The organism is Mesorhizobium sp. WSM4813, assembly GCF_055811555.1.
On record NZ_JBVVQU010000024.1, the window covers coordinates 61,143 to 84,525 of the forward strand.

Annotated in this window: 21 protein-coding genes; 13 read left to right on the forward strand and 8 right to left on the reverse strand. The window is 62.1% G+C overall.

The window, feature by feature from the left end; genetic code table 11:
- Positions 1 to 10: 10 nt before the first annotated feature.
- Positions 11 to 442: a TerB family tellurite resistance protein gene (locus tag AC0L25_RS16125; RefSeq protein WP_473596408.1), complete on the reverse strand. Its 432-nt coding sequence runs from the start codon at positions 440 to 442 to the stop codon at positions 11 to 13.
- A 206-nt stretch (positions 443 to 648) separates the two neighbouring features.
- Between AC0L25_RS16125 and AC0L25_RS16130 the strand changes: the two genes are divergently transcribed.
- The 4 genes from AC0L25_RS16130 (at position 649) to AC0L25_RS16145 (ending at position 3,128) form a co-directional block, all read left to right on the forward strand.
- Complete coding sequence (locus tag AC0L25_RS16130) at positions 649 to 1,434, forward strand: TSUP family transporter (protein ID WP_473596437.1); 786 nt, start codon at positions 649 to 651, stop codon at positions 1,432 to 1,434.
- A gap of 52 nt (positions 1,435 to 1,486) precedes the next feature.
- The gene (locus AC0L25_RS16135) at positions 1,487 to 1,657 is read left to right on the forward strand and encodes a hypothetical protein (RefSeq protein ID WP_084831397.1); all 171 of its coding nucleotides are present in this window, start codon (positions 1,487 to 1,489) and stop codon (positions 1,655 to 1,657) included.
- A 98-nt stretch (positions 1,658 to 1,755) separates the two neighbouring features.
- Positions 1,756 to 2,589: a helix-turn-helix domain-containing protein gene (locus AC0L25_RS16140; protein ID WP_473596409.1), complete on the forward strand. Its 834-nt coding sequence runs from the start codon at positions 1,756 to 1,758 to the stop codon at positions 2,587 to 2,589.
- Between the two features lie 116 nt (positions 2,590 to 2,705).
- Positions 2,706 to 3,128, forward strand: a complete 423-nt coding sequence (locus tag AC0L25_RS16145) for a VOC family protein (RefSeq protein WP_473596410.1) — start codon at positions 2,706 to 2,708, stop codon at positions 3,126 to 3,128.
- Here AC0L25_RS16145 and AC0L25_RS16150 read toward each other — a convergent pair.
- Together AC0L25_RS16150 and AC0L25_RS16155 are read right to left on the reverse strand one after the other, a co-directional pair.
- The gene (locus tag AC0L25_RS16150; protein ID WP_473596411.1) at positions 3,125 to 4,594 is read right to left on the reverse strand and encodes a cobyric acid synthase; all 1,470 of its coding nucleotides are present in this window, start codon (positions 4,592 to 4,594) and stop codon (positions 3,125 to 3,127) included. The genes AC0L25_RS16145 and AC0L25_RS16150 overlap by 4 nt on opposite strands.
- Positions 4,594 to 5,208 (reverse strand): dimethylsulfonioproprionate lyase family protein, encoded by a 615-nt coding sequence (locus AC0L25_RS16155; RefSeq protein ID WP_473596412.1) that lies wholly within the window; start codon positions 5,206 to 5,208, stop codon positions 4,594 to 4,596. The genes AC0L25_RS16150 and AC0L25_RS16155 overlap by 1 nt, the downstream gene beginning before the upstream one ends.
- Before the next feature lie 152 nt (positions 5,209 to 5,360).
- Here AC0L25_RS16155 and AC0L25_RS16160 point away from each other — a divergent pair, with 152 nt between their 5' ends.
- Both AC0L25_RS16160 and mmsB read left to right on the forward strand, forming a co-directional pair.
- On the forward strand, positions 5,361 to 6,527 hold the full coding sequence (locus AC0L25_RS16160) for an isobutyryl-CoA dehydrogenase (protein WP_473596413.1): 1,167 nt from the start codon (positions 5,361 to 5,363) through the stop codon (positions 6,525 to 6,527).
- Between the two features lie 21 nt (positions 6,528 to 6,548).
- Positions 6,549 to 7,433, forward strand: a complete 885-nt coding sequence (gene mmsB / locus AC0L25_RS16165; RefSeq protein ID WP_473596414.1) for a 3-hydroxyisobutyrate dehydrogenase — start codon at positions 6,549 to 6,551, stop codon at positions 7,431 to 7,433.
- Between the two features lie 368 nt (positions 7,434 to 7,801).
- Here the strand turns inward: mmsB and AC0L25_RS16170 are convergent, their stop codons facing one another.
- Together AC0L25_RS16170 and AC0L25_RS16175 are read right to left on the reverse strand one after the other, a co-directional pair.
- Positions 7,802 to 8,677 carry an SMP-30/gluconolactonase/LRE family protein gene (locus AC0L25_RS16170; RefSeq protein ID WP_473596415.1) on the reverse strand — a complete coding sequence of 292 codons (876 nt, stop codon included), beginning with the start codon at positions 8,675 to 8,677 and terminating at the stop codon, positions 7,802 to 7,804.
- A gap of 278 nt (positions 8,678 to 8,955) precedes the next feature.
- On the reverse strand, positions 8,956 to 9,105 hold the full coding sequence (locus tag AC0L25_RS16175) for a hypothetical protein (protein ID WP_473596416.1): 150 nt from the start codon (positions 9,103 to 9,105) through the stop codon (positions 8,956 to 8,958).
- Between the two features lie 72 nt (positions 9,106 to 9,177).
- Here AC0L25_RS16175 and AC0L25_RS16180 point away from each other — a divergent pair, with 72 nt between their 5' ends.
- The gene (locus AC0L25_RS16180) at positions 9,178 to 9,483 is read left to right on the forward strand and encodes a hypothetical protein (RefSeq protein ID WP_473596417.1); all 306 of its coding nucleotides are present in this window, start codon (positions 9,178 to 9,180) and stop codon (positions 9,481 to 9,483) included.
- Between the two features lie 199 nt (positions 9,484 to 9,682).
- On the opposite strand, the gene AC0L25_RS16185 is transcribed toward AC0L25_RS16180, so the two are convergent.
- Both AC0L25_RS16185 and AC0L25_RS16190 read right to left on the reverse strand, forming a co-directional pair.
- On the reverse strand, positions 9,683 to 11,062 hold the full coding sequence (locus tag AC0L25_RS16185; protein ID WP_473596418.1) for an aspartate aminotransferase family protein: 1,380 nt from the start codon (positions 11,060 to 11,062) through the stop codon (positions 9,683 to 9,685).
- Between the two features lie 208 nt (positions 11,063 to 11,270).
- Positions 11,271 to 13,340: a prolyl oligopeptidase family serine peptidase gene (locus AC0L25_RS16190; RefSeq protein ID WP_473596419.1), complete on the reverse strand. Its 2,070-nt coding sequence runs from the start codon at positions 13,338 to 13,340 to the stop codon at positions 11,271 to 11,273.
- Between the two features lie 136 nt (positions 13,341 to 13,476).
- On the opposite strand from AC0L25_RS16190, the gene AC0L25_RS16195 reads away from it, so the two are divergent.
- A complete protein-coding gene (locus tag AC0L25_RS16195; protein WP_473596420.1) occupies positions 13,477 to 14,013 on the forward strand; it encodes a hypothetical protein in 537 nt (178 codons plus the stop codon).
- A gap of 25 nt (positions 14,014 to 14,038) precedes the next feature.
- Here AC0L25_RS16195 and AC0L25_RS16200 read toward each other — a convergent pair whose 3' ends face one another.
- Positions 14,039 to 15,199 carry an MFS transporter gene (locus tag AC0L25_RS16200; protein ID WP_473596421.1) on the reverse strand — a complete coding sequence of 387 codons (1,161 nt, stop codon included), beginning with the start codon at positions 15,197 to 15,199 and terminating at the stop codon, positions 14,039 to 14,041.
- Between the two features lie 238 nt (positions 15,200 to 15,437).
- On the opposite strand from AC0L25_RS16200, the gene AC0L25_RS16205 reads away from it, so the two are divergent.
- The 5 genes from AC0L25_RS16205 to AC0L25_RS16225 all read left to right on the forward strand — a co-directional run bounded on the left by AC0L25_RS16205 (position 15,438) and on the right by AC0L25_RS16225 (position 23,377).
- Positions 15,438 to 17,015 (forward strand): trimethylamine methyltransferase family protein, encoded by a 1,578-nt coding sequence (locus AC0L25_RS16205; RefSeq protein WP_473596422.1) that lies wholly within the window; start codon positions 15,438 to 15,440, stop codon positions 17,013 to 17,015.
- A 163-nt stretch (positions 17,016 to 17,178) separates the two neighbouring features.
- A complete protein-coding gene (locus AC0L25_RS16210; protein WP_473596423.1) occupies positions 17,179 to 17,664 on the forward strand; it encodes an endonuclease domain-containing protein in 486 nt (161 codons plus the stop codon).
- A complete protein-coding gene (locus tag AC0L25_RS16215; protein ID WP_473596424.1) occupies positions 17,661 to 20,246 on the forward strand; it encodes a GcvT family protein in 2,586 nt (861 codons plus the stop codon). The genes AC0L25_RS16210 and AC0L25_RS16215 overlap by 4 nt, the downstream gene beginning before the upstream one ends.
- Positions 20,247 to 20,466: 220 nt before the next feature.
- The gene (locus AC0L25_RS16220) at positions 20,467 to 22,032 is read left to right on the forward strand and encodes an ArnT family glycosyltransferase (RefSeq protein WP_473596425.1); all 1,566 of its coding nucleotides are present in this window, start codon (positions 20,467 to 20,469) and stop codon (positions 22,030 to 22,032) included.
- Between the two features lie 25 nt (positions 22,033 to 22,057).
- Positions 22,058 to 23,377 carry a M24 family metallopeptidase gene (locus tag AC0L25_RS16225; protein ID WP_473596438.1) on the forward strand — a complete coding sequence of 440 codons (1,320 nt, stop codon included), beginning with the start codon at positions 22,058 to 22,060 and terminating at the stop codon, positions 23,375 to 23,377.
- Positions 23,378 to 23,383: the final 6 nt, after the last annotated feature.

Consider the following 23,383-nt stretch of genomic DNA (forward strand, 5'->3'; position numbering starts at 1 on the left):
TCAGAGAGGCTTACTCTTCGGCCTTCACCACATCGGCCGGGCTGATGTCGAGCAAGTCGAGCGTGCGGCGCAAGAGCTGCATCTCGGTCCCGGCAAGTTGCGAATCGGCCTTGGCGATCTCGGCCATATGGCGGGCAAGCAGGCTGCGCCTCTCGACGTCGAGGTCACGGAACTGCGCGATGGCTTGCGAGCTGTTGGTCTCGTAGCCGAACTCGTTGAGATATTCGATGACGCTGTCGATGCTGGTTTCCGGAATGCCGAAGGCTTCCCGGCAGATGCGCCTGAAGGCGGCCATTTCGCTCTCGCTGACCGTGCCGTCGGCCAGGATCATGCGAAACAGCATCAGCAGTTCCGCCGACAGCACAGGATCGTCCGCAACCTTGCGCACGCCGGGGTCGCCGTCGAAGACAGCGCGTATCTGGTCAAGCAATGCGAATGCCATCAGCGTTCCTTTCCGATTCGTCAAATGCATGTAGCTCAAAAGTGCGCGGCGGTTTGAGACAACGACATGCATAAAACAAAAGAGCCAAGCGCGTCGCGGCGCGCTTGGCATAGGTAGCGCGGAATCGGCCTTGCGCAAACGGGTCGGCTGTGGTCGAACGCGCCATATTTTCCTGCTGGCCGGAAGTCCCCTCCCGCAACCATCCGATGTTCGATCTCGCCACCCAGACCGTCGTCATCCTCGGCGCCGCCGCCTTCGCTGCCGGCTTCGTCGATTCGATTGCCGGCGGCGGCGGCTTGATCACCATTCCAGCACTGCTGCTCGCCGGCTTCTCGCCGGTCGAGGCGCTGGGAACCAACAAGCTGCAGGGCATGTTCGGCTCAGGCTCGGCGACCATCCACTACGCTGCGAAGGGCCATGTCGATTTGCGCCGGCAATTGCCTTCGGCCCTGTTGGCGCTCGCCGGCAGTGCTCTCGGCGCCTTGCTGGCGACATTCGTGCCGGGCGACCTGTTGCGGGCTCTTCTGCCGATCCTGCTGATCGCCATCGCCCTTTACTTCGCCCTGAAGCCCAACATGGGTGACGTCGACCGCGCCCGGCGCCTGTCGCCTTTCCTGTTCGGGCTGATCCTGGTGCCGATTGTTGGCTTCTATGACGGCCTGTTCGGGCCGGGGGCCGGTTCCTTCTACATGCTCGCCTTCGTCACCCTTGCCGGCTACGGCGTGCTCAAGGCGACGGCGCATACCAAGCTGCTCAACTTCGCCTCCAACATCGGCGGCTTCATCGTCTTCGCTGCTGCCGGGGTCGTCTACTGGAAGATCGGCCTGATGATGGGTGTCGCCCAGTTTCTCGGCGCCCGTGTCGGCGCCAGCCTCGCCATCCGCAATGGCGCAAAACTGATCAAGCCGCTGCTGGTGATCGTCTGCCTGGCGCTGGCCATCAAGCTGCTGGCCGATCCGGCGAACCCGCTGCGCACGCTGATTGGTGTGTGAACGGCGCGACTGATACTATGCAGTTGTACGAATCATGTCGGAGGAGCCACACATGAATCTCAGTGCGCCTACGCAGCTTGTTTTCATCATATCCCTTGTTATCGCCATCATCGGCCTTCTCGCCGCTCTCGGCGTTTTTGCGTTCATTCCCTTGGCCGCGGTGTGGATCGTCCTCATCGCTTATATTGTGCTTGCTGGCGGCTGCTTGGTTCGCGGCGCTTAAGTATTCAAATCTCAGGCAACTCGGAGCGCCCGGCCACAAGCCGGGCGCTTTTGATTTTGAGGGCTGGTCTGTTAGACTCCTTGGGCGAAGGAAAGCTCATGCCCGCCGAGAGCGAAGACGGCAGCCGACATGAAAATCCCGGCCTCGACCGGTTCGAGATGGTGCGGCGTGTGTCCGGCCCTTGCCTCCGGGGCGCGGTCACCGACATCTGCGGCTATCGCGAAACGGCACCGGGCCGTTTCCGGAACGTCGAATATGCATCGCTGACCGTGCCGCTGGTCATCAGCTTTGCCGAACCCTTCGCCATCGGACTCGGCAAGGATCCGGGCGACAACGACCGCTTCGCCAGTTTCGCCGCCGGCCTTTTTGCCGGTCCGGTGGTGATCGAATCCTTCGGTGGCGCCTGCTGCGTCCAGGTCAATTTCACCCCGCTCGGCGCCCGCCGCTTCTTCGGCCTTGCGATGAGCGAACTGACCGATCGCATGGTCGGCCTCGACGATGTGCTCGGACTTGAAGGCATCGCGCTGCGCGAAAGGCTTGGCAATGCGCGCGACTGGAGGACACGCTTTGCCATCGCCGAGACGTTCGTCGCCGAACGGCTGGCCAAAGCCCGAGAAACGCAGTCCGAAATCGCCTGGGCCTATGACCGGATCATCGTCTCGGGCGGCCGCATTCGCGTCTCGTCGCTTGCCGACAGGCTGGGCTGGAGCCGCAAGCATCTTGCGGGAAAATTTTCCAATGCGATCGGCGTCGGCCCCAAGACGCTGTCGCGCATCGTCCGCTTCAACCGGGCGCTCGGTCTTTCAAGGCAGGACAAATCCGATTGGGCTGATATCGCCGCCGATTGCGGCTATGCCGACCAGGCGCATCTGGTGCGCGAATTCCGCGATCTTGCCGGCGAAACGCCGACGATGCTTGCCGCCCAGGCATAAGTTCTGAAACGCCTCTTGCGACGCTCAATGGGGCGCACGTGGTAACATTTCTTCAAGACGTGCGAACAGCCTTCGCCCAGACTGGGTTATCGACAATCCAATTGAAGGAGATCGCCATGACCATGTCAGTCGAACCGCCCAGGCTCTATCCGACCTTGCGCTACCGCAATGCCGCCAAGATGATCGACTGGCTGGGTGAAGCCTTCGGCTTTGCCGTTCATGCCCGCTACGGCGAAGGCGACATTGTCCATCACGCCGAACTGACTTTCGGCTCCTCGATGATCATGCTGGGCACTGCACGCGACGACAAGTTTGGCCAGATGATCGGTGCACCGGGCCCGGGTGGTGGCAGATCGATCTATGTTGCCGTCGACGATGCCGATGCCGCTTATGCCAGGGCAAAAAAGGCCAGCGCCGAAATACTGGAAGAGCTCACCGACCGCGATTATGGCAGCCGCGAATTCATCTGCCGCGACCCGGAAGGCAATGTCTGGTCGTTCGGCACCTACTGGCCGAAGGCTGCCGAGCCCGCCAGCTAACGCGCCAGGCCAAAAATGGCGTCGCAGTCCAGGTGGGTCTCCATCTCGGCTGCGACCTCGTCGAGCGCCTGTTCGACCTCGGCGCGATAATCGGTGCCGCCGCCTTTCACGCCAAGGTTTTCCAGGAATTTCGCCCGAAAAGCGTCGGCGGAAAACAGCCCGTGTAGATAGGTGCCCGATACCTTGCCGTCGGCGGAGATGGCGCCGTCATCGACGCCGTTGATGACGGCGGACGGCCGCAGCGTATCCGGACCGGTGGTACGGCCGAGATGGATCTCGTAGCCTTCGAGCGGCAGTTCGAATTGCACCGAGCGCGCGCTGACATTGCGCACCGTCTTTTCCGGCTCCATCACCGTTTCAACATCGAGCAGGCCAAGCCCTGTGGTCTCGGTCACGCTGCCCTCGATGCCGTCGGGATCGCGCACGACGTGGCCGAGCATCTGGAACCCGCCACAGATGCCGACCACGTGGCCGCCGCGCTTGCGGTGGGCGAGCAGGTCGCGGTCCCAGCCATTCTCGCGAAATCTCAGGAGATCGCCGATCGTCGATTTGGAGCCGGGAATGATCACCAGCCCGGCATCCTCGGGGAGATGCTGGCCAGGCGGCACGAACACCACCTCGACCTGCGGCTCGGCCTTGAGCGGGTCAAGATCATCGAAATTGGCGATGCGCGAAAGCATCGGCACCGCGACCTTCAGCGCCCGTCTCTCGCCGGACGCCAGCCGTTCGAGCACAACGGAATCTTCCGAGGGCAGCCGCGCCGCCGCCTTCAGCCACGGCACGACGCCAAAACAGCGCCAGCCGGTGAATCTTTCGATCGCCTTGATGCCGTCGTCGAACAGCGAGACATCGCCGCGGAACTTGTTGATGAGATAGCCGACGATCATGCGCCGGTCCTCTTCCGGCAGGATCAGATGGGTGCCGGCGACTGTGGCGATGACACCGCCGCGATCGATGTCGCCGACGAGGATCACCGGCACGTTGGCGCGCGTCGCAAAGCCCATATTGGCAATGTCGCCGCTCCTGAGATTGATCTCGGCCGGCGAGCCGGCGCCTTCGACAATGACCAGATCGGCGCCCTCGCCGACCTTTGCCCAGGAGTCCAGCACGGCATCCATCAGCCGGCCCTTCAGCGCCTGGTAGTCGCGTGCCCTCGCCTCCCCGAACACCTTGCCCTGCACCACTACCTGCGCACCGATATCAGTCTGCGGCTTGAGCAGCACCGGGTTCATGTGGATGGAGGGCGCAACGCCACAGGCGATCGCCTGCAGCCATTGGGCGCGGCCGATCTCACCGCCAAGTTTGTCGCCCGGAATATCGGCGACGGCGGCGTTGTTCGACATGTTCTGCGGTTTGAACGGCCGCACCTGCAGCCCGCGTTTCCTGGCCGCGCGGCACAGGCCCGCGACCAGCACCGTCTTGCCGACATCGGAGCCGGTGCCCTGCAGCATGATCGCCTTGGCCATTAATTCCTGCCCTGTGAAACGGTGCCGGTGATCGTCGATTTTGCCGCCAGCGGCCCGCCGCGCCAGATGTAGAGCGCCAGCAGCGGCTCCTTGCCGGTGCGCATGGCGTGGCTGACATCAGAGGCGTGGTGGATCACCTCGCCCGCCTCGCGCCTGCGAAAACCGCCTTCGCCCATGCGCCATTCGGTGCCGCTGGTCAGCGGAATGTAGATCTCCTCGGCGACGTGATGATGATCGGGGTAGACGATATCAGGTCCGAGGATCAGCAAGCCGGCCGCGACCTCGTCGTTGACGAAATGGCCGCGCGTGCCGAAGACTTCCAGCCAGCCGTAATTGTCGATGAAAGTCTTGCCGAAATCCGCCTCGCTGTAGGTCTGCCGCCAGCGCAGTTCGCCGCGACGCTCCGCAAGCAGCCGCGCCAGCGGCTTGGCGTTTGCCGGAGCGAGCTCCGCGATGCGGTCGAGCTGGCGCAGGCAGGCGAGCGGATGCGGCTCGACCCGACGCGCCGGCATGGCCCAGCCGATCCGGGCCACGGCATCGCGTACCAGCGCATCATCGAATGTTTCGAGACAGGCATGGAAACGTTCGAGCAGTTCATCGAAATTTGGCGTCACGCCTTGCTCCACACACGCGTTGGCGCAGAGCCGCTCCCCAGATGGTTGGATGGAGATGGTCGGCTTGCGCGGCGGCATCATTGGTCTAGATTGGACGGCGCGCAAAGCCAAAAACGACAGGCCAGCCGGCCGACAACATCAGGGAGCACGCCATGGACGCCGCTGTCGATGCGGGCACCAGCCAGTTCGAACTCAACGAGGACCAGCGCGCCATCCAGGAGATGGCCGAGGCCTTTGCCGCCGACCGCGTCGCGCCGAACGCGCTCGACTGGGACCGCAACAAGCATTTTCCGGCAGACGTGATCCGCGAGACAGGCCCGCTCGGCCTCGGCGGCATCTATATCAGCGACGATGTCGGCGGCTCGGCGCTCGGTCGGCTCGACGCCGTGCTGATCTTCGAGGCGCTTTCGCGCGCCGATCCGGCCTTTTCCTCCTTCATCTCGATCCACAACATGGTGGCCTCGATGATCGACCGCTTCGGCAGTGACGAGCAGCGCCAACGCTTCCTGCCGAAGCTGACTTCGATGGAATGGCTGGCCAGCTATTGCCTGACCGAGCCGGGTTCGGGATCGGATGCAGCGGCGCTGAAGACGCGCGCGGTGAAAAGCGGTGGCGACTATGTGCTGAACGGCGTCAAGCAGTTCATCTCGGGCGCCGGCGACAGCGACATCTACATCGTCATGGCGCGCACCGGCGCCGACGGGCCGAAGGGCATTTCCACTTTCGTCGTGCCGAAGGATGCGTCCGGCCTGTCTTTCGGCGCCAACGAGCACAAGATGGGCTGGCACATGCAATCGACCCGCCAGGTCGTCTTCGAGGACTGCAAGGTGCCGGCACAAAACCTGCTCTCAGTCGAAGGCGCCGGCTTCGGCATCGCCATGGCCGGGCTCGACGGCGGCCGGCTCAACATCGCCGCCTGTTCGCTGGGCGGCGCGCAATCGGCGCTCGACAAGGCACTGGCTTACACCGCGGAGCGCAAGGCCTTCGGCTCCAAGATCAACCAGTTCCAGGCGCTACAGTTCAAGCTCGCCGACATGGAGACCGAGCTGCAGGCGGCACGGATCTTCCTCTACGCCGCCGCCTCGAAGCTCGACCGCAAGGCCCCGGATGCCTCGAAATGGTCGGCGATGGCCAAGCGCTTCGTCACCGACATCGGCTTCAATGTCGCCAACGACGCGCTGCAACTGCATGGCGGCTACGGCTATTTGCACGACTACGGCATCGAGAAGCTGGTCCGCGATTTGCGCGTTCACCAGATTCTCGAAGGCGCCAACGAGATCATGCGCGTCATCATCGCACGCGCCCTGATCGGCCGCTGACGGCAAAACCAGGAGAAAACGATGACCACCATCGCCTTCATCGGCCTCGGCAACATGGGCAACCCGATGGCCGCCAATCTCGTCAAGGCTGGATATGCCGTGCACGGCTTCGACCTGATGCCGGAGAATCTCGTCATCGCCAAGGAGCATGGTGTCGTCATCATGGCCAATGCCGTTGCCGCAGTGAAAGAGGCCGATGTGGTCATCACCATGCTGCCGGCCGGCAAACATGTCCTGTCGGTCCACGAGGACATGGCGCCCAAGGCGAAAAAAGGCGCGCTGTTCATCGATTCCTCGACCATCGACGTCGAATCGGCACGAAAAGCCCACGCCATTGCCGCCAAACATAAGCTGCTGTCGATCGACGCGCCGGTTTCCGGCGGCACCGGCGGCGCCGCCGCCGGCACGCTGACCTTCATGGCCGGCGGCTCGAAGGAAGCCTTCGCCAAAGCCGAACCAATCCTCAAGCCGATGGCCGGCCGTATCGTCCATTGCGGCGATGACGGCGCCGGACAGGCGGCAAAGATCTGCAACAACATGATATTAGGCATTTCGATGATCGGCGTCGCCGAAGCCTTCGTTCTGGCGGAAAAGCTCGGCCTGTCGCATCAGGCGCTGTTCGACGTCGCCTCGAACTCCTCCGGTCAGTGCTGGTCGCTGACCACCTACTGCCCGGTGCCTGGTCCGGTGCCGACATCGCCGGCCAACAATGGCTACAGGCCGGGATTTGCCGCGGCACTGATGCTGAAGGACCTGAAGCTGTCGCAGGAAGCCGCGCAAAGCGCCGGTGCGGTGACGCCGCTGGGCGCCGAGGCCGCCCAGCTTTATGCGCTGTTCAACGCCCAGGGACATGCCGCTGCGGATTTTTCCGGCATTATAAATTTCCTGCGCGGCACTCCGGCATAAGCCTCGAACTCGACAGGCCTTTCGGTTTTCCGGCAAAGAAACATCGGAAATTTAGATTTGCTTAAACTATCGATAACCACCCGGTAACGATGTCCCTGTAGAACGGAGTGCGAGGCGGCATATCGCATCCGCCCGGCGCTCCGGATCAGGTCTCGCGTACCGGAGCCCGTAAGTTTCGCAAGTGTTCTGTTAGCGAAGCGCCATGCGTATCTGGCAAAGCCGCGTTCCCGATGGAGCGCGGTTTTTGCGTTTCGGAACAAGACCGCGCAAGAGCTGGCACAGATGTGAAAAGGGCCGCTGATGCGGCCCTTCGATGGCGCAAGTCATAGCGCTCTTCGGCGCGGGGAACCGACTATGGGAGCCTCTTCTCAAGTTGCTCCACCCAATCGAGTCGCGACCAGTTTGCCGTCCATCATCATCGGGATGATTGCCAGCTTCTTTTCTTCCAGGAATTCCAGATCGGCGCTGCCTTGATTGAGGTCCATCAGTTGCTCGACTTTTCCGTCCGGATGAATGCGAAAGAGCGCCCCTGCGACCCAATCCGTAACAAGCCAATTTCCTGCTCCGTCCGGTTCTAGACCATCCAGATTTCCAACAGGCTCGCCGGACCCGACGTCAGAGATAGCCTTCGTGTTCAGGTCGATCGCGATCAGATGGCCGGGTGTCTTGGACGAAAAATCCGGCTGGATATCGCGACCCCAGCCGGCGACGAGGAGGCGACCATCTTCGACGCGCAGACCGTTCGGATGCAGGAGATCCTCGCTCTCCAGCCAGACGGTGAGAGCATCATTGTCCAGAACATAAATCCTGTTCGCCAGCATGTCGGAAGCAAAGACGCGACCCGCCTCGTCGACGGCGGGATCATTGAGGAACTGAGCGCCTTCTGCGGGCCACGTTCCGGTGATCTGACCGCTCTCGACGTCGACGGCCATGAGCCGATCGATGTCGGTGACGAAAAGCGTATCGCCTTTCATCACCAATCCCTTGGGCGCATTAAACCCGGTGACCCATTCGGCTGCCTGCAACTTTCCGTCAGGCGAAACTTTCGAAAGGTATCCGACCCCATCCTTGCCGGCGGGCTCGCCAACAATGTTGGAAACGTAGAAGACGTTCCGTTTTGCATCGAAGAGGACGCTCTCGGGGGCCTTAAAGCCGTCAAGCGACCAGACCTCCTCCGCTGTCGCCGGTGACCCTGCCACTCCTAGTAGTAGAATAGAAAATAGAACTGACTGAATCCTGATCATGATAGCCTCCCTATGTTGTTTTTTTGACCTATTACGTAAAGAGCAACCGCAAATTGCACAGGCGACCTTGCAGGCTTATGATTGAAGCTTCGATTGCTCTGACAAGTTCGTTTGCCAAGCAATTTCTGCTTAGCCTCGCCAACTTTACAATTCCCCAGATGAATGGCAGTTCCAAGGTCAACTGTGCTTGGAGCCGTACTGCGGATGAAATGCACTCCGCACATCCCGTGACGCTGTACTCGGGCGGCGCGCGAGAGGCTGGTGTTCGAAAGCGACGTCTAATCGAAACGCCAGCCCGTCGCCTTGCGCGGACGGCCGATGCGATTCGCCGAAAGCATCATCGGCTCAAGGCTTGGATCGTCGATATTGCCGAAATCGGGCAAGCCATGCCGGGGATGTGCAGGTGCTGCCTTCTTGATCGATTTCATTCCAAGCTGCCCTTCACACAGCCTGGATGGGCCCTACCTGCATCTTGATTCCAAATATTGGAGGACAGCACAATGAAGCACGTTCTCGCATTTGCACTCTTCATCGGTGCCGGATCGCTGTTTGCTACGGCAGCCTATGCCGAACCGCCGGCCCATGCCCGCAATGATGACGCATCGCTCCATCCCGCTCATCAAGGGCACCTGTCGAGTGGCCGCGAATACCCGGGAAGACCTTCCACTGAGTTCCACGAGAGCCTAGAAGCGGAAGGAGAGCCGAGCTTTCCGACCGGTCCCGGTGGGTGGGCCGAGCAACAGAGCGACGGCGCAAACGCCCAGCGTGGCAGCACCGACGCAACGGTCGAAAACCAGGGCAGGTAAACACAGGGCCTGACGGACAAGGTAAATCGCGGCGATTGACGCAGCGATCGCCTTGTAGCGCCCTTGGTGAGCGGCTCCTTCAGGGTGTAGGAACCTGGTTGCCGCCTCACGGCCGATCCTCGCCTGGCGAGCTCTTCGGCAGAATGCGGCATTCAAACGCCGGGCGTCCGGCTGCAGGACGCCCGACGATCGTTTTGTCTTACCGCTTGCGCAAATCCGCCTGCGCCTGATCAAGCGCCTTGGCGATGCGCTCGCAGGCCATGTCGATCGTCTCGCGCGTCCAGATCAGCGGCGGCGACAGGATCATCGTGTCGCCGGTGGCGCGCAGCATCATGCCCTGGGCAATTGCGTGATCGCGGACAAGCACCGCCGCACTCCCGGCCGGCAGGAAGCGCTCCTTGGTCGCCTTGTCCCTCACGATCTCGATCGCCCCCATCAGTCCGATCGAGCGCACCTCGCCGACCAGTTCGTGACCGCCGATATGCTCCTGCAGCGCCTTGGCGAAATAGGGTCCGGTGTCGTTCTTGACCCGATCGACCAAACCCTCCCGCTCCATGATCTCGAGGTTCTTCAGCGCCACGGCGCAGGCCACGGGGTGACCGGCATAAGTATAGCCGTGATTGAACTCGCCGCCCTTCTCGACCAGCGTCGCGGCGATGCGGTCACCGACCAGCAACGCCGACAGCGGCTGATAGCCGGAGGTCAGCGCCTTGGCGGTGGTGATCGTATCGGGCTCGATATCGAAGGTCTGAGCTGCGAACCACTCGCCGGTGCGGCCATAGCCGGTGATGACCTCGTCGAGCATCAGGAGGATATCGTATTTGCGGCAGATGCGCTGCACTTCCGGCCAATAGCTCATCGGCGGTATCTTCACGCCGCCTGCCCCCATCACCGGCTCGCCGATGAAGGCGGCAACCTTGTCGGCGCCGGCTTCGAGGATAGCGTCCTCGACGGCCTTGGCCGCGCGCAGGCCGAAATCATGGTCGCTCTCGCCGGGCAGAGCCAGCTCGTAGGCATAAGGCATCATCACATGGACGATGTTGGGAACCGCGCCGTTGAGCTGCTTGTGCATCGGCTCCATGCCGCCCAGCGACGCGCCGGCGATGGTCGAGCCATGATAGGCCGTCTTGCGCGAGATGATGCGGTTCTTCTCAGGCTTGCCTTCCAGCGCCCAATAGTGGCGGACAAGGCGCAGCGCCGTGTCGTTGGCCTCCGAACCGGACGAGCCGTAGATCACCTGGTTGACGTGCTTCGGCGCCAGTTCCGCCAGCTTTTTGGCCAGCAGCACCGGCGTCGGGGCCGAGCATTTGAAGAAGGAATTGTAGTAGGGCAGTTCCTTCATCTGGGCGTAAGCCGCGTCGGCCAGCTCATCGCGGCCGTAACCGACATTGACGCACCACAGCCCGGCCATGCCGTCGAGGATTTCCGTGCCTTCGGAATCGTAGATGAACGGCCCGTTGGCGTGGGTGATGATGCGTGAGCCGGCGTCGCGCATCTCCTTGTGGTCGGTAAACGGATGAAGGTGATGCGCAGCATCGATCTGCTGAAGCTGCTTCAGCGAATAATTCTGGTAAGTCATGTCTGATCTTTCCTCTTGAACCAATCCGGCAATAGCAGCCGGGGCGGATTCGTCAGAGGAAAACGGGCGGCGAATAGCCGATGCGGGCGCAAAGCCGCAAAAGCTCGGCGCGAAGCGTGCGCGGCGACGGCGTCACCGCCACCCCAAATGCGCAGCATGTCCTCATCCGGCCCATGGGCTGCACCTTAGGCCGTCTGACGCGATCAGTTCAAGCCGTTCCGTTCAGCGCACGTTGCAGGAAAATATACTTCATCGCCGCCTGTGCTGCTTGCGGCCGGCGATCGCCGCGCCCGCCATGGCCGCCCTCGGTCTCTTCAAAGAATAGCGTCTTGGTGTGGCCGGCAGCCTGCAGCCGCCCGGCCATCTTGCGCGCATGGCCGGGATGGACGCGGTCGTCAGCCGTCGATGTCGTCAGCAGCACCGGCGGATAGGCGGCATCGGTCTCGACATGCTGATAGGGCGAATAGGCGGCGAGCCAGGCCGCCTCTTCCGGCTTCGCCGGATCGCCATATTCGGCCATCCAGGATGCGCCGGGCGGCAGCTCCGTGTAACGCAGCATGTCGAGCAGCGGCACGTCGATGATCACCGCGCCGAAAAGCTCCGGATGCTGGGTCAGCGAAACGCCGGTCAGCAGGCCGCCATTCGAGCCGCCCTGGATGCCGAGCGTCGCCGGCGTGGCGATGCCGCGTTTGACCAGGTCTTGCGCAACCGCGGCGAAATCGTCGAAGGCATTCTGGCGATTGGCCTTGAGCGCGGCCTGATGCCAGTTCGGGCCGAACTCGCCGCCGCCGCGAATATTGGCCTGCACATAGGCGTTGCCCTTTTCCAGCCACAGCCGGCCGCGCACGCCGGCATAGCCGGGCAGCAGCGGCACCTCGAAGCCGCCATAGCCGTAAAGCAGCGTTGGCACCGGCCCGTTCTGATCGCGCCGCCTGACGACGAAGTAAGGGATCTCTGTGCCGTCTTTCGAGCGTGCCTCGAACTGTTCCGAGACCAGCGACGACGCATCGAAACGCGCCGGCTGCGATTTCACCGTCTTTAGCGTGCCAGCATTGTCGTCCGACCAGATGATCGAGCTCGGCGTCAGGAAATCGGTGAAGGAGAAGGAGATACTGGAGCCGAAACGCTCGGCATGGCTGATGCCGACACTGCCGTTTTCGGGCAGCGCCACGGGCTGCAGCGACCAGCCGCTGCCGCTGCGTTGGCAGGCGACAACCTTGCCACGCACATTGTCCATCAGATTGATGAACAACCGGTCTTGCGTGCGGGCGATGCCGGCGATCGAGACACGATCCGCCGGCTCGAGCACGGTTTCGACAGGTCCAAGCGCATTGGTTTCGATCCAGCGCGCGAAGTCCAGCGAATAGAGGCCGTCAGGGTTGCACAGCGTGCGGTCCGGCGCCGTCCACGGGCTGCGTACCCCGAAGACGAGCTGATCCCTGAACAGCGCCGTGTCGGTAACGTTATTCGGCAGCGGGATGCGCCTGTTTTCGCCGGAAGGCAGACGCAGAAAGCTGTGCGAGGCAAAGAAGTCGAGCGTCCGGGTCAGGAACAGATGCCGCTTGTCGCCGTCGAACTCGAGGGAACCGCCGGCGGCGAGATCCTGCTTCTGCGCCTCGAAGATCGGCGTCGCATCCTCCAGCCTGGTGCCGCGCTGCCACAGCTTGACCACGCGCGGATAACCGGACTGGGTTTTTTCGTCCTCTTCGAAGGCAGCCGAGACGATGACCGTGTCCTTGTCAAGCCAGTTGAAGCCCGACTTCGAGGCGGGCGCGCGAAAGCCGCCCTCGACGAAGGACTTGGTGTCGATGTCGAATTCGCGCATCTCACTGGCATCGCCACCATCCGGCGACAGGCTGAGCAGGCAGCGGCTGAAATCGGGGTAAAGCCGGGTGGCGCCGCTGAACACCCATTTCACGCCCTCTTTCGCGGACAGACTGTCGAAGTCGATGATCGTCTCCCAATCCGGCTTCTCGGTCTTGTAGGAAGCAACCGTCGTGCGCCGCCAGATGCCGAGCACATTGGTCTTGTCCTGCCAGAAATTATAGACGTGGCCGTTGAGTGCAGACCCGACCGCAATGTTGTCTTCAGCGGTCATCAGGTCGAGTGCGGTTTGGAAGTAGGCCTGGTAGGACGGATCGCCCTGCAATTCACCTAATGTGATCTCGTTCTGACGGTGAACCCAGTCGAGCGCTTCCTTGCCTGTCCTGTCCTCCAGCCAGAGAAAGGGATCCTCGGCCGCCGAACTTGGCTGCCTGCTTGTGGCTGATTTGGTCATGTGGTCTCCGAAAATTGGTCACGCTCGGTGCCACAAACATCGGCATGGCGCTACCGACATTCAACTGGAACACGTAAATACGAATGGTCGGAGATTGCCATGACTAAGGCTCTCTGCATGGACTGCGAGGAACCTCATGCAACGTCTGTACATTGCGACCGAGAAGTTTGATCCATCCCACGGCACGGGATGGGACAAATACATGGAGTGGTCGGGCCTCACCCAATTGACCGAGGTCGTCTCACTTGACGGCATGCTGTGCCCGACGGCGCTTGGGGAGATAAAAGATAGCTACTGGCCCTACATCGTGAATGAAGACTTTATGCTGAGTTTCTTCGAGGATCTGGAGTTTTTGCTTTCGCAATTGACCGATACGAGCAACCTTAACATCCTTGGCGTAATCCGAAGTCCTTCGGCGGACCTGCGCTCATTCGGTTGGGACCAGTTCACCTTCATGGGCTATGATCTGCTCGACAAGAACGTCGACATCAGCGCATTGACCAATTGCGGTGGTTTCCCCGACGTCTTCGCCAATGAAGAGCTATCCTGTGTTGGGCTGATAGACGATTTTAATCGCGCTGGTGAGATTCGGGAATTGCTGCACAAGACGCATCCCGAAGAACGCCACGCCGACTGTGATCTCTGGGCAGTCTTCAGGCGGCAAGGCGATTGAGGACCCCAGCACTACGGTAGGTATCTTACACCATCCGCCTTCGAATGACGGTTACCATCGCCAGCGCCAGGCAAATCGCGCCCAGCGTCATCGGCAGGCCGTCCGCACCGAGAATATCCATGGCGCCGCCCGCCAGCGGCGGCACGGCGATGCCGCCGACGCCCCACATCAGCGAGAAGGCGGCGTTGCCGGCGACCAGTGCCGAGCCGGTGAATCGCTCGCCGAGCTCGATGATCGACATCGTGTAGATGCCGTAGGAGACTGCACCCCAGATAAAGACGCATGGCCAGATCAGCGGCGTCTCGATGAGAACCGGCAACAGCACGCATCCGAGCAGCGTTAGCGATACACAGATAAATCGGACCAGACGCGCCGTCAGCCGTTCCGCCAGCAGGCCGAGCGGCACCTGCATGACGATATTGCCGGCGATCATCATCGACAGCAGCGCCGACATGCGGGTTTCCTCGATGCTGTAATGCGCTCCGTAGACCGGCAGCAGTGCGAGCACCGCCTGTTCGAAACCGGCGGCCACGACAACCGCCGACAACAGCAGCCATGCCATCGGCATGAACCCCATGACCGAAACCTGGTGCCCGGTCTCATCGACCTTCGGCAGCCGCCGCAGCACCAGCGCCAGGCAGGCGCCGCAAAAGACGAATGCGGCGATGCCGACGAGAAACGGCGGCCATCCTTCGGTGCCGACGGCAAGCAGGCACAGCGGGCCGGCGGCGAAGCCAGCCGAAATGACTGTGGAATAGACCCCCATCACGCGGCCGCGGCGCAACGGCGGCGCCAGCGCGATCACCCAGATCTCGCTCAGCACGTAGAGCGGATTGGTCACCACGCCAATCAGGAAGCGCAGCGGAAACCATAGATAGACATTTTGCGTCCAGCCGATCAGCGCCAGCATGATCGCGGAAAGGGCTGCGCAGGTGAGCGCCGTGCGCCCTGCCCCGAACCGGCGCGCCAGCGCCGGGATGAGCGGCGACGAGACGATAAAGCCGACCGGCGTCATTGCTGCCGACAGGCCGATCATGGCCGGCGAGACGCCCTGGCGCTGAAGGATGAAGCTCAACAGGGGATAGCTCAGCCCTTGCGCGATCGCGAACACCGAAACGGTGGCGATCACGCCGGTGATCGCCGCCCACTGCATTGTCTCGTCGCTGTTCTGTTCCGCCAGGTCCATGATCCGCACCAATAGGAAACCTGCACGATTAGCGTTTCGGCAGCGTGCCGGGAAGCACCGGTGACGAAAACCGCTTGCGCCAGCAGGAGGAGATCAAAAGCCCGATGATCCAGTCGGCTGCCTCCAGCCCGGGAACTGCCATGTCGCTTCCCTCGTCCTAGTGGTCGCCGCCTCCGCAATGGCGGGACGGCCGGCGGTCCATTATGCCGCCGCACTGTCGCAGCGTACGAGGACTATTATGACCGCCGCCCTTCATCCCGCCGAACCGGCATTGGCAAACGACCGCGCCCGTCGCGGCGGCCGCGCGGGAAAGCGCGCCGGCGGATCGGCGGCGTTCGAGCAGCCGCCTTTCCGTCAGCTGAAAATCCCGCTGACGCCGACGAAGCTGGTTTCCGACGACGAGCTGGAAACGATCCACCTCGCCTCGCTGCGCGTGCTGCGGGAAATCGGCGTCGACGTGCTGCACGACGAGGCGAGGCGCATCATGAAGGCGCATGGCGCGGATGTCCGCGAAGGCAGCGAGCGGGTGCGCTTCGACAGCGACCTGATCCTCGAGCTGGTTTCCCACTGCCCGTCGGAATTCACCATCCATGCCCGTAATCCGGCGCACAATGTCCGCTTCGGCGGCGACAATCTGATCATCTCGATGATGGCGTCGGCACCCAATTGTTCCGACATCGACCGTGGACGCCGGCCGGGCAACCAGCAGGACTACCGCAACTTCCTCAAGCTTGCGCAGATGCACAACATCCTGAACTGCACAGGCGGCTATCCGGTCGAGCCGATCGATATCCATCCGTCCGTCCGGCACCTCGAATGCATCCGCGATCTGAGCGTGCTCACCGACAAGGTGTTCCACATCTATTCGCTCGGCAAGGAGCGCAATGTCGACGGCATCGAGATCACCAGGATCGCGCGCGGCATCAGCGACGAACAGCTTCTTGAAGAGCCATCGGTGTTCACCATCATCAACACCAATTCGCCGCTCAAGCTCGATGTTCCGATGATGGAAGGCATCATCCAGATGTCGAGCAAGGGCCAGGTCGTCATCGTAACGCCGTTCACCCTGTCGGGCGCCATGGCGCCGGTGACCATCGCCGGCGCGCTGGTGCAGCAGAATGCCGAAGCGCTGTCCGGCATTGCCTTCGCCCAGATGGTGCGCAAGGGAGCGCCCGTCGGCTATGGCGGCTTCACCTCCAACGTCGACATGAAGTCGGGCGCGCCGGCCTTCGGCACGCCGGAATACATGAAGGCGCAACTGGTCGGCGGCCAGCTCGCCCGCCGCTACAACATCCCCTACCGCACTTCCAACACCTGCGCCGCCAACACGGTCGACGCACAGGCCGCCTATGAAAGCGTGTTCTCGCTGTGGGGCGCCATCCAAGGCGGCGGCAATCTAATGATGCATGCGGCCGGCTGGCTGGAAGGCGGCCTGCGCTGCTCCTACGAGAAGACCATTCTGGACATCGATCTGCTGCAGATGGTGGCCGAGTTCCTGACCCCGCTCGACCTCTCCGAAGAGGCCCTCGGCTTCGACGCCATCCAGTCCGTCGGTCCGGGCGGCCATTTCTTCGGCACCCAGCATACCCAGGACCGCTACAAGACCGCTTTCTATTCGCCTATCATCTCCGACTGGCGCAATTTCGAGACCTGGGCGGAAGCCGGATCGCCGACGGCTATCGAAAAAGCCAATCGGGTGTGGAAGGAACGGCTGGCCTCCTATGAAGAGCCTTACATGGACCCGGCTATCCGCGAGGAGCTCAACGCCTTCGTCGACAAACGCCGCTCCGAAGGCGGCGCGCCGACCGATTTTTGATGATTGTATCGTTGATGAACTGATCATTCGTATGGATTTGATGAACGGTCGACCCCCACTCCGTCGAGCTACGCTCGACACCTCTTCCCCGATCGACGGGGGAGAGGAAGGGCGCGAAGCGATTCCGGCTGGCACCCTTCCTCTCCCTCCGGAGGGGGGAGAGGTGGCGCCGCGAAGCGGCGACGGAGTGGGGGAAGCCGTTCATGAAACGCGCAGTCGCCGCAAAACAGGGACAACGAAGCGAGCGCGTAACCTTCGGCAAGCGGGCAATCAGGCGGAAGCACTGCTTTGGCTTGAACTAAAGGCGCGCAAGCTCGGCGGCTACCGCTTTACGCGTCAGTTCTCCATCGGCCCCTTTTTTGCAGACTTTGCTTGCCGCGAAAAATGGCTTGTTGTTGAGGTCGACGGACACCAACACGCGGGCAGCTCATATGATCGCCGCCGCGACGATTTCATGCGCGCCCAAGGCTATTCGATCCTGCGTCTTTGGAGCCATGACGTCCTGAAAGATCGTACTTCCGTCTGTGAAACCCTCCTAGCCGCGCTTGACGGCAGGCTGGCCGAAAACATCGGTGTATCCGACCTCCGCTTTGTTTTCACGCTCCGCTCACTCGATTCAATCTCTTTAAAAACGGACCTAACTTTATGAAATCTCATGCAAAAGCGGTTGTCATCGGCGGTGGTGTCGTCGGCTGCTCGGTGCTCTACCATCTGGCCAAGGCCGGCTGGACCGACATCATGCTGATCGAGCGCTCGGAGCTCACCTCCGGCTCGTCCTGGCATGCGGCGGGCGGCTTCCATACACTCAACGGCGATCCCAATGTCGCCAAGCTGCAGGCCTATACGGTGCAGCTCTACAGGGAGATCGAAGAGCTTTCCGGCCAATCCTGTTCGTTGCACCTGACCGGCGGGGTGATGATGGCCGACACGCCCGAGCGCATGGATTTCCTGCGCCTTGCCCACGCCAAGGGCCGCTATCTCGGCATGGACACCGAATTGATCACGCCGTCCGAGGCCAAGGCGATGTTCCCGCTGATGGACGAGACGAATTTCGTCGGCGCCATGTGGGATCCGGTCGAAGGCCATCTCGATCCTTCCGGCACCACCCACGCCTACGCCAAGGCCGCCAGGAAGCTCGGCGCCGAGATCGTGCTGCGCAACCGCGTCGTCGAGCTGACGCAAGAGGTCGACGGCACCTGGAACGTCGTCACCGAGCAAGGCACGGTCAAGGCCGAGCATGTCGTCAATTGCGGCGGCCTGTGGGCGCGCGAAATCGGCCGCATGGTCGGTGTCGAGCTGCCGCTGCTGGCCATGGAGCATATGTACCTTTTGACCGAGCCGATGCCGGAAGTCGAGGAATTCAACAGGTCGACCGGCCGCGAGATGATCGGCGTGATGGACTTCAAAGGCGAGATCTACACTCGCCAGGAGCGCAACGGCATCCTGCTCGGCACCTACGAAAAGGCCTGCAAGCCGTGGTCGCCGGTCAACACGCCATGGGATTTCGGCCACGAATTGCTGCAGCCCGACATCGACCGCATCGCGCCGTCGCTCGAAATCGGCTTCAAGCATTTTCCCGGCATTGAGAAGGCCGGCATCAAGCAGATCATCAACGGTCCCTTCACCTTTGCGCTGGACGGCAATCCGCTCGTCGGCCCGGTGCAGGGCCTGACCAATTTCTGGTGCGCCTGCGCCGTCATGGCCGGTTTCTCGCAGGGCGGCGGAGTCGGGCTGGCATTGTCGAACTGGATGGTTCATGGCGATCCCGGCTTCGACGTCTGGGGCATGGACGTCGCGCGCTTCGGCGAATGGGCGACGCTGCGCTACACCAATGCCAAAGTGCGCGAAAACTATTCGCGCCGCTTTTCCATCCGCTTTCCCAACGAGGAACTGCCGGCGGCACGCCCGGCCCAGACAACCCCGCTTTACGACACGATGCTGGCCAACAACGCCGTCATGGGCGATAGCTGGGGCCTCGAAACCCCGCTCTGGTTCGCACCGAAAGGCACGGAGCCGAAGGACATCGTTTCGTTCCATCGCTCCAACGATTTCGGGCCGATCGGCGAGGAAGTGCGCACCACCCGCGAGAAGGTCGGCGTCACCGAGATCGCCAACTTCGCCAAATATGAAGTCTCCGGGCCGGCAGCCGAGGATTTCCTCAACCGGCTGATGACCAACCGCATGCCGAAGACCGGCCGCATCGTGCTAACCCCAATGCTCAACGAATTCGGCAGGCTCATCGGCGACTTCACCATCGCCAAGGCGGGTGAAGAGCGCTTCATGATCTGGAGCTCGTCGGCGGCGCAGAAGTATCATATGCGCTGGTTCGAGAAGCACCTGCCGAAGGATGGTCCAAGGGCGTCACAGGTCCGCATTCACCGCTTCGACCAGACGCTGGTCGGCTTGTCGATCGCCGGGCCGAAATCACGCGACCTGCTGCAGAAGCTGGTCGATGTCGACATCTCGACCAAGGCTTTCCGCTTCATGGATTTCCGCGAGATGGCGGTCGGCGGCGCGCCCTGCATGGTCAATCGCATCACCTATACCGGCGACCTCGGCTACGAGATCTGGATGGCGCCGGCCTACCAGCGCCTGGTCTACAAGGCGATCAAGGACGCCGGCGAAGAGTTTGGTCTTCTCGATTTCGGCATGCGCGCCCTGCTCTCGATGCGACTGGAAAAGAATTTCCCAACCTGGTTCCGCGAACTGCGCCCGATCTACGGACCGTTCGAAGGCGCGATGGACCGCTTCGTCAAGCTGGAGAAGAACGACTTCATCGGACGCGAAGCGGCAGCCAGGGAGCAGGCAGAAGGGCCAAAACTGCGCCGCGTCTCCTTCATCGTCGATGCCGCGGACGCCGATGTCATGGGCGACGAACCGATCTGGGCCAAGGTCGGCGGCAAGGACTACGGCACGGTGGAAAAGCCGCACGGCTATGGCGCGCCGCGTTTCGATACAGCCGGCAAGGAAGTGCGCGGCTCCAAGGCCGCTGAAGGCGCCTCGGCCGTGCGCGGCATCGTCGATGGCGACTGGCGCGTGGTCGGCTGGGTCACCTCCGGCGGCTATGCCCATTACGTCCAGAAATCGATGGCGCAAGGCTATGTGCCAGCCGCGTTAGCCGGGGACGAGAGCGCCGGACTGTTCGAGATCGAAATCCTCGGAAGCCGGCGCCCGGCCCGCATCAATGTCGAGCCGCCTTTCGACCCGAGCGGCGAGAAGATGCGGACCTAGAGCACCGGACGCAAAGGCCTTGCCGCGGGCAGGGCCCGGGGTGCGACCGACTTTGGAGAAATCCGATGCCCAGACAAAAAGCTAGAGCGGCGGTACGATTCGACTTGAAGCCCGCCGCCCCGGAAGCGATCAGGGCTGCCACATTGTGCGGGGCATGGTCTTCGTGCTAGCGGAGCCGGCGGCAACTGGCACGGGCGATGAGAACTCGTTGAAGTATTCGATGAAATGGGACGAATGGCTTGCCGAGAGCAGGATAGGCCCCTTCCCGGCGGCGATCGTCATGGTCGCCGCTTATTTGGCCTTGCAAACCGTCATACTGTCCGTTCTGGCCACGTGGGCAGGAACTGGCGTCGGCGTCGATGACGCGGAGCAACTGATTTATCTTCCATATCTTTGGGCTGGATATGGTGGCTCGCAACCGCCTCTCTACACATGGATCAACTGGCTGGCCGCGCAAATTTTCGGCACCAATATTTTCACGCTGAAGCTCGTCAAATACTCCGTGCTGTTCCTCGCCGCCTGCAGTGTGTTCGCCGCCATGCGGCGGTTCGGCTACACGAAAGCGACGGCAGCGGCGGCCATGCTGGGACTTTTCACAATCCCGCAAATCGCCTGGGAATCGCAGCGGGCCTTGTCGCATTCGGTCGCCGTTGTCGGCTTTTGCGCGCTGCTCCTGCTCGCGATGGCTTATCTGATCGAGCGGCGAAGCGTGATCGCCTATGCGGTGTTTGGCTTGGCAACGGCTGCGGCAATTCTTGCCAAATACAACGACGTATTCCTGGTGGCAGCGCTTGTTGCGGCGGTGTTGTCGCTGCGCGAGTTGCGCGGCGCGATCCTCGATCCGAAATTCGCAATCAGCGTTGCCGTCGCGATATTGGTGCTGGCGCCAACCACATATTGGAGCCTCATGCATCCTGCTGATTTGCTGGCGAGAGGCGAGAAGTTCGGAATAGACCTACAGCAGGGGCGCATGACGGCCGCGGCCACCGGCGCCGGCAAGTTTATCATGGGGACCTTCAATTTCGCTGTCTTGCCGGTGCTCGTTTCCGCGCTGGCTTTCGCGCTGACGGGATTTCGTTTCTCCGATCGTCAACCGAAAGCTCCGGCCAGGGAAGTTCTCTTGTGGCGTACCTTGGCGCTCGGTTTGGCCATGCTGGCGATACTTGTGCTGGCCACCGGCGTGACCGAGGTCAAGGCCCGTTGGCTGGTCCCCGTCCTGGTCATCTTGCCGCTGGCGATGGCCGCCTATATGGAACGGCTCTCACCACGTGGCAGGGACGCCCAGCTCCTGGTGATCGCGGCCGGAGCGATCATCGCCGCTCTGCTCGCGCCCGCCACTTGGTACTTCCAGATAAACGGGACCAGTGGTCTCTCGCGGATGATCCGGGTGGATTACCCGGCCCTCTATCGCCAGCTGACTGCCGACGGGCCGGTGAAAACCGCAATATCCGACGGTGCATGGGTCGGAAATCTGCGGCTGGTCGACGAAAAATTAGTCGCGCTTGACCAGGAAGTGCCGAATTTCGACAGGCTGGTGCAACAGCCGGCCGTACTCGTCTGGCTTGACCGCGACGATCCGCGGCCGGTCATTTTGGAGCAGCTCAAAAAAGCGGGCTATGAACCAGACGGCCAGCCAAAGCAAATCATGGTTCCGCTATTGCCCAGCACCGACAAGTCTGCCCAGCCCGGCGCGTATATAAGACTGAAGAGAATGGCTGCGGAAAAAGCCACAGCGCCCGAGGAAGGCGTTAGCAAAGGAGCCGAGGGTGGACAGGAACCCGACTGATCGGCCTCCTCGTCACCGCAGGATCATGCCGTTCGAGCCGGACGAAGCAGGCTCCATCGATGCGTTGCGCCTGAAGTCGCGGCGGAAGGCCGCTGAACTTAACCAGCATGTGCTTGGCTACGGCGCACTGGCCGAAGCCGAGTGGCAAGCCGCCGGCATTGCTGCCCCCAACCTGCCCACTATGCGTCAGTATCGGCTCGACCGCGTCCGCGCCGAGCTGAAGCGCCGCGGCTATGCGGGAGCCCTGCTCTACGATCCGATCAACATCCGCTATGCGACCGACTCGACCAATATGCAGCTCTGGGTCGCGCACAATCCGACAAGACATTGTTTCGTTGCCACCGAAGGCCCGGTGGTGCTGTTCGATTATTTTTCCTGCGAGCACCTTTCCGACCACTCCGGCGTCGTCGACGAGGTGCGGCCGGCAGTGTCGTGGATGTATCTCTACAGCGGCGAACTGACCGAACAAAAAGTCCGCCGCTGGGCGGCCGGCATCGCCGATCTGGTGAGGGAGCATGGCGGCGGTATCAGCCGCATCGCCGTCGATCACATCAATCCCGAGGGCGTCGAAGAACTCGCCCGCCTCGGCATCTCGATCGGCAATGGCGAAGCGCTGATGGAAAATGCACGTCTGATCAAATCGCCCGACGAAATCCTGGCCATGCGCCGGTCGATCGTCGCTTGCCAGGCGGCGATGGGCGAGATGGAAGCAGCGTTGACGCCAGGAATTTCCGAAAACGAATTGTGGGCCGAACTCCACCGCGGCAACATTGCACGTGGCGGCGAATGGGTCGAAACCCGGCTCTTGACGTCAGGCCCGCGCACCAATCCCTGGTTCCAGGAATGCTCGTCGAGAACGATCGAAGCCGGCGATCTCGTCGCCTTCGATACCGACCTGATCGGCCCTTACGGTTTCTGCGCCGACCTGTCGCGCACCTGGCTCTGCGGCGACACCGAGCCGTCCAACGAGCAACGCGACCTGTTTCGCATCGCCGCCGACCAGATCGCCCACAACACGCGCCTGATGCAGCCGGGCATGTCCTTCCGCGACCTTGTCGAACGCTCGGCGGTGCCGCCCGGAGATTGTTTCCCGACGCGCTACGGCGTGCTCTATCACGGCGTCGGCCTGGCCGACGAATACCCGACGCTGCCGCATGCGATCGACTGGACTGAAGACACGCCCGACGGCGTGCTCGTGTCAGGCATGGTGCTTTGCGTCGAGAGCTATATCGGCCGGCTTGGCGGACGCGAGGGCGTCAAGATCGAGGAGCAGATCCTGATCACCGAAACCGGCAACGAGCAGCTTTCGACCTATCCACTCGACGAGCGGCTGCTCGGCGGCTGAAGGGCG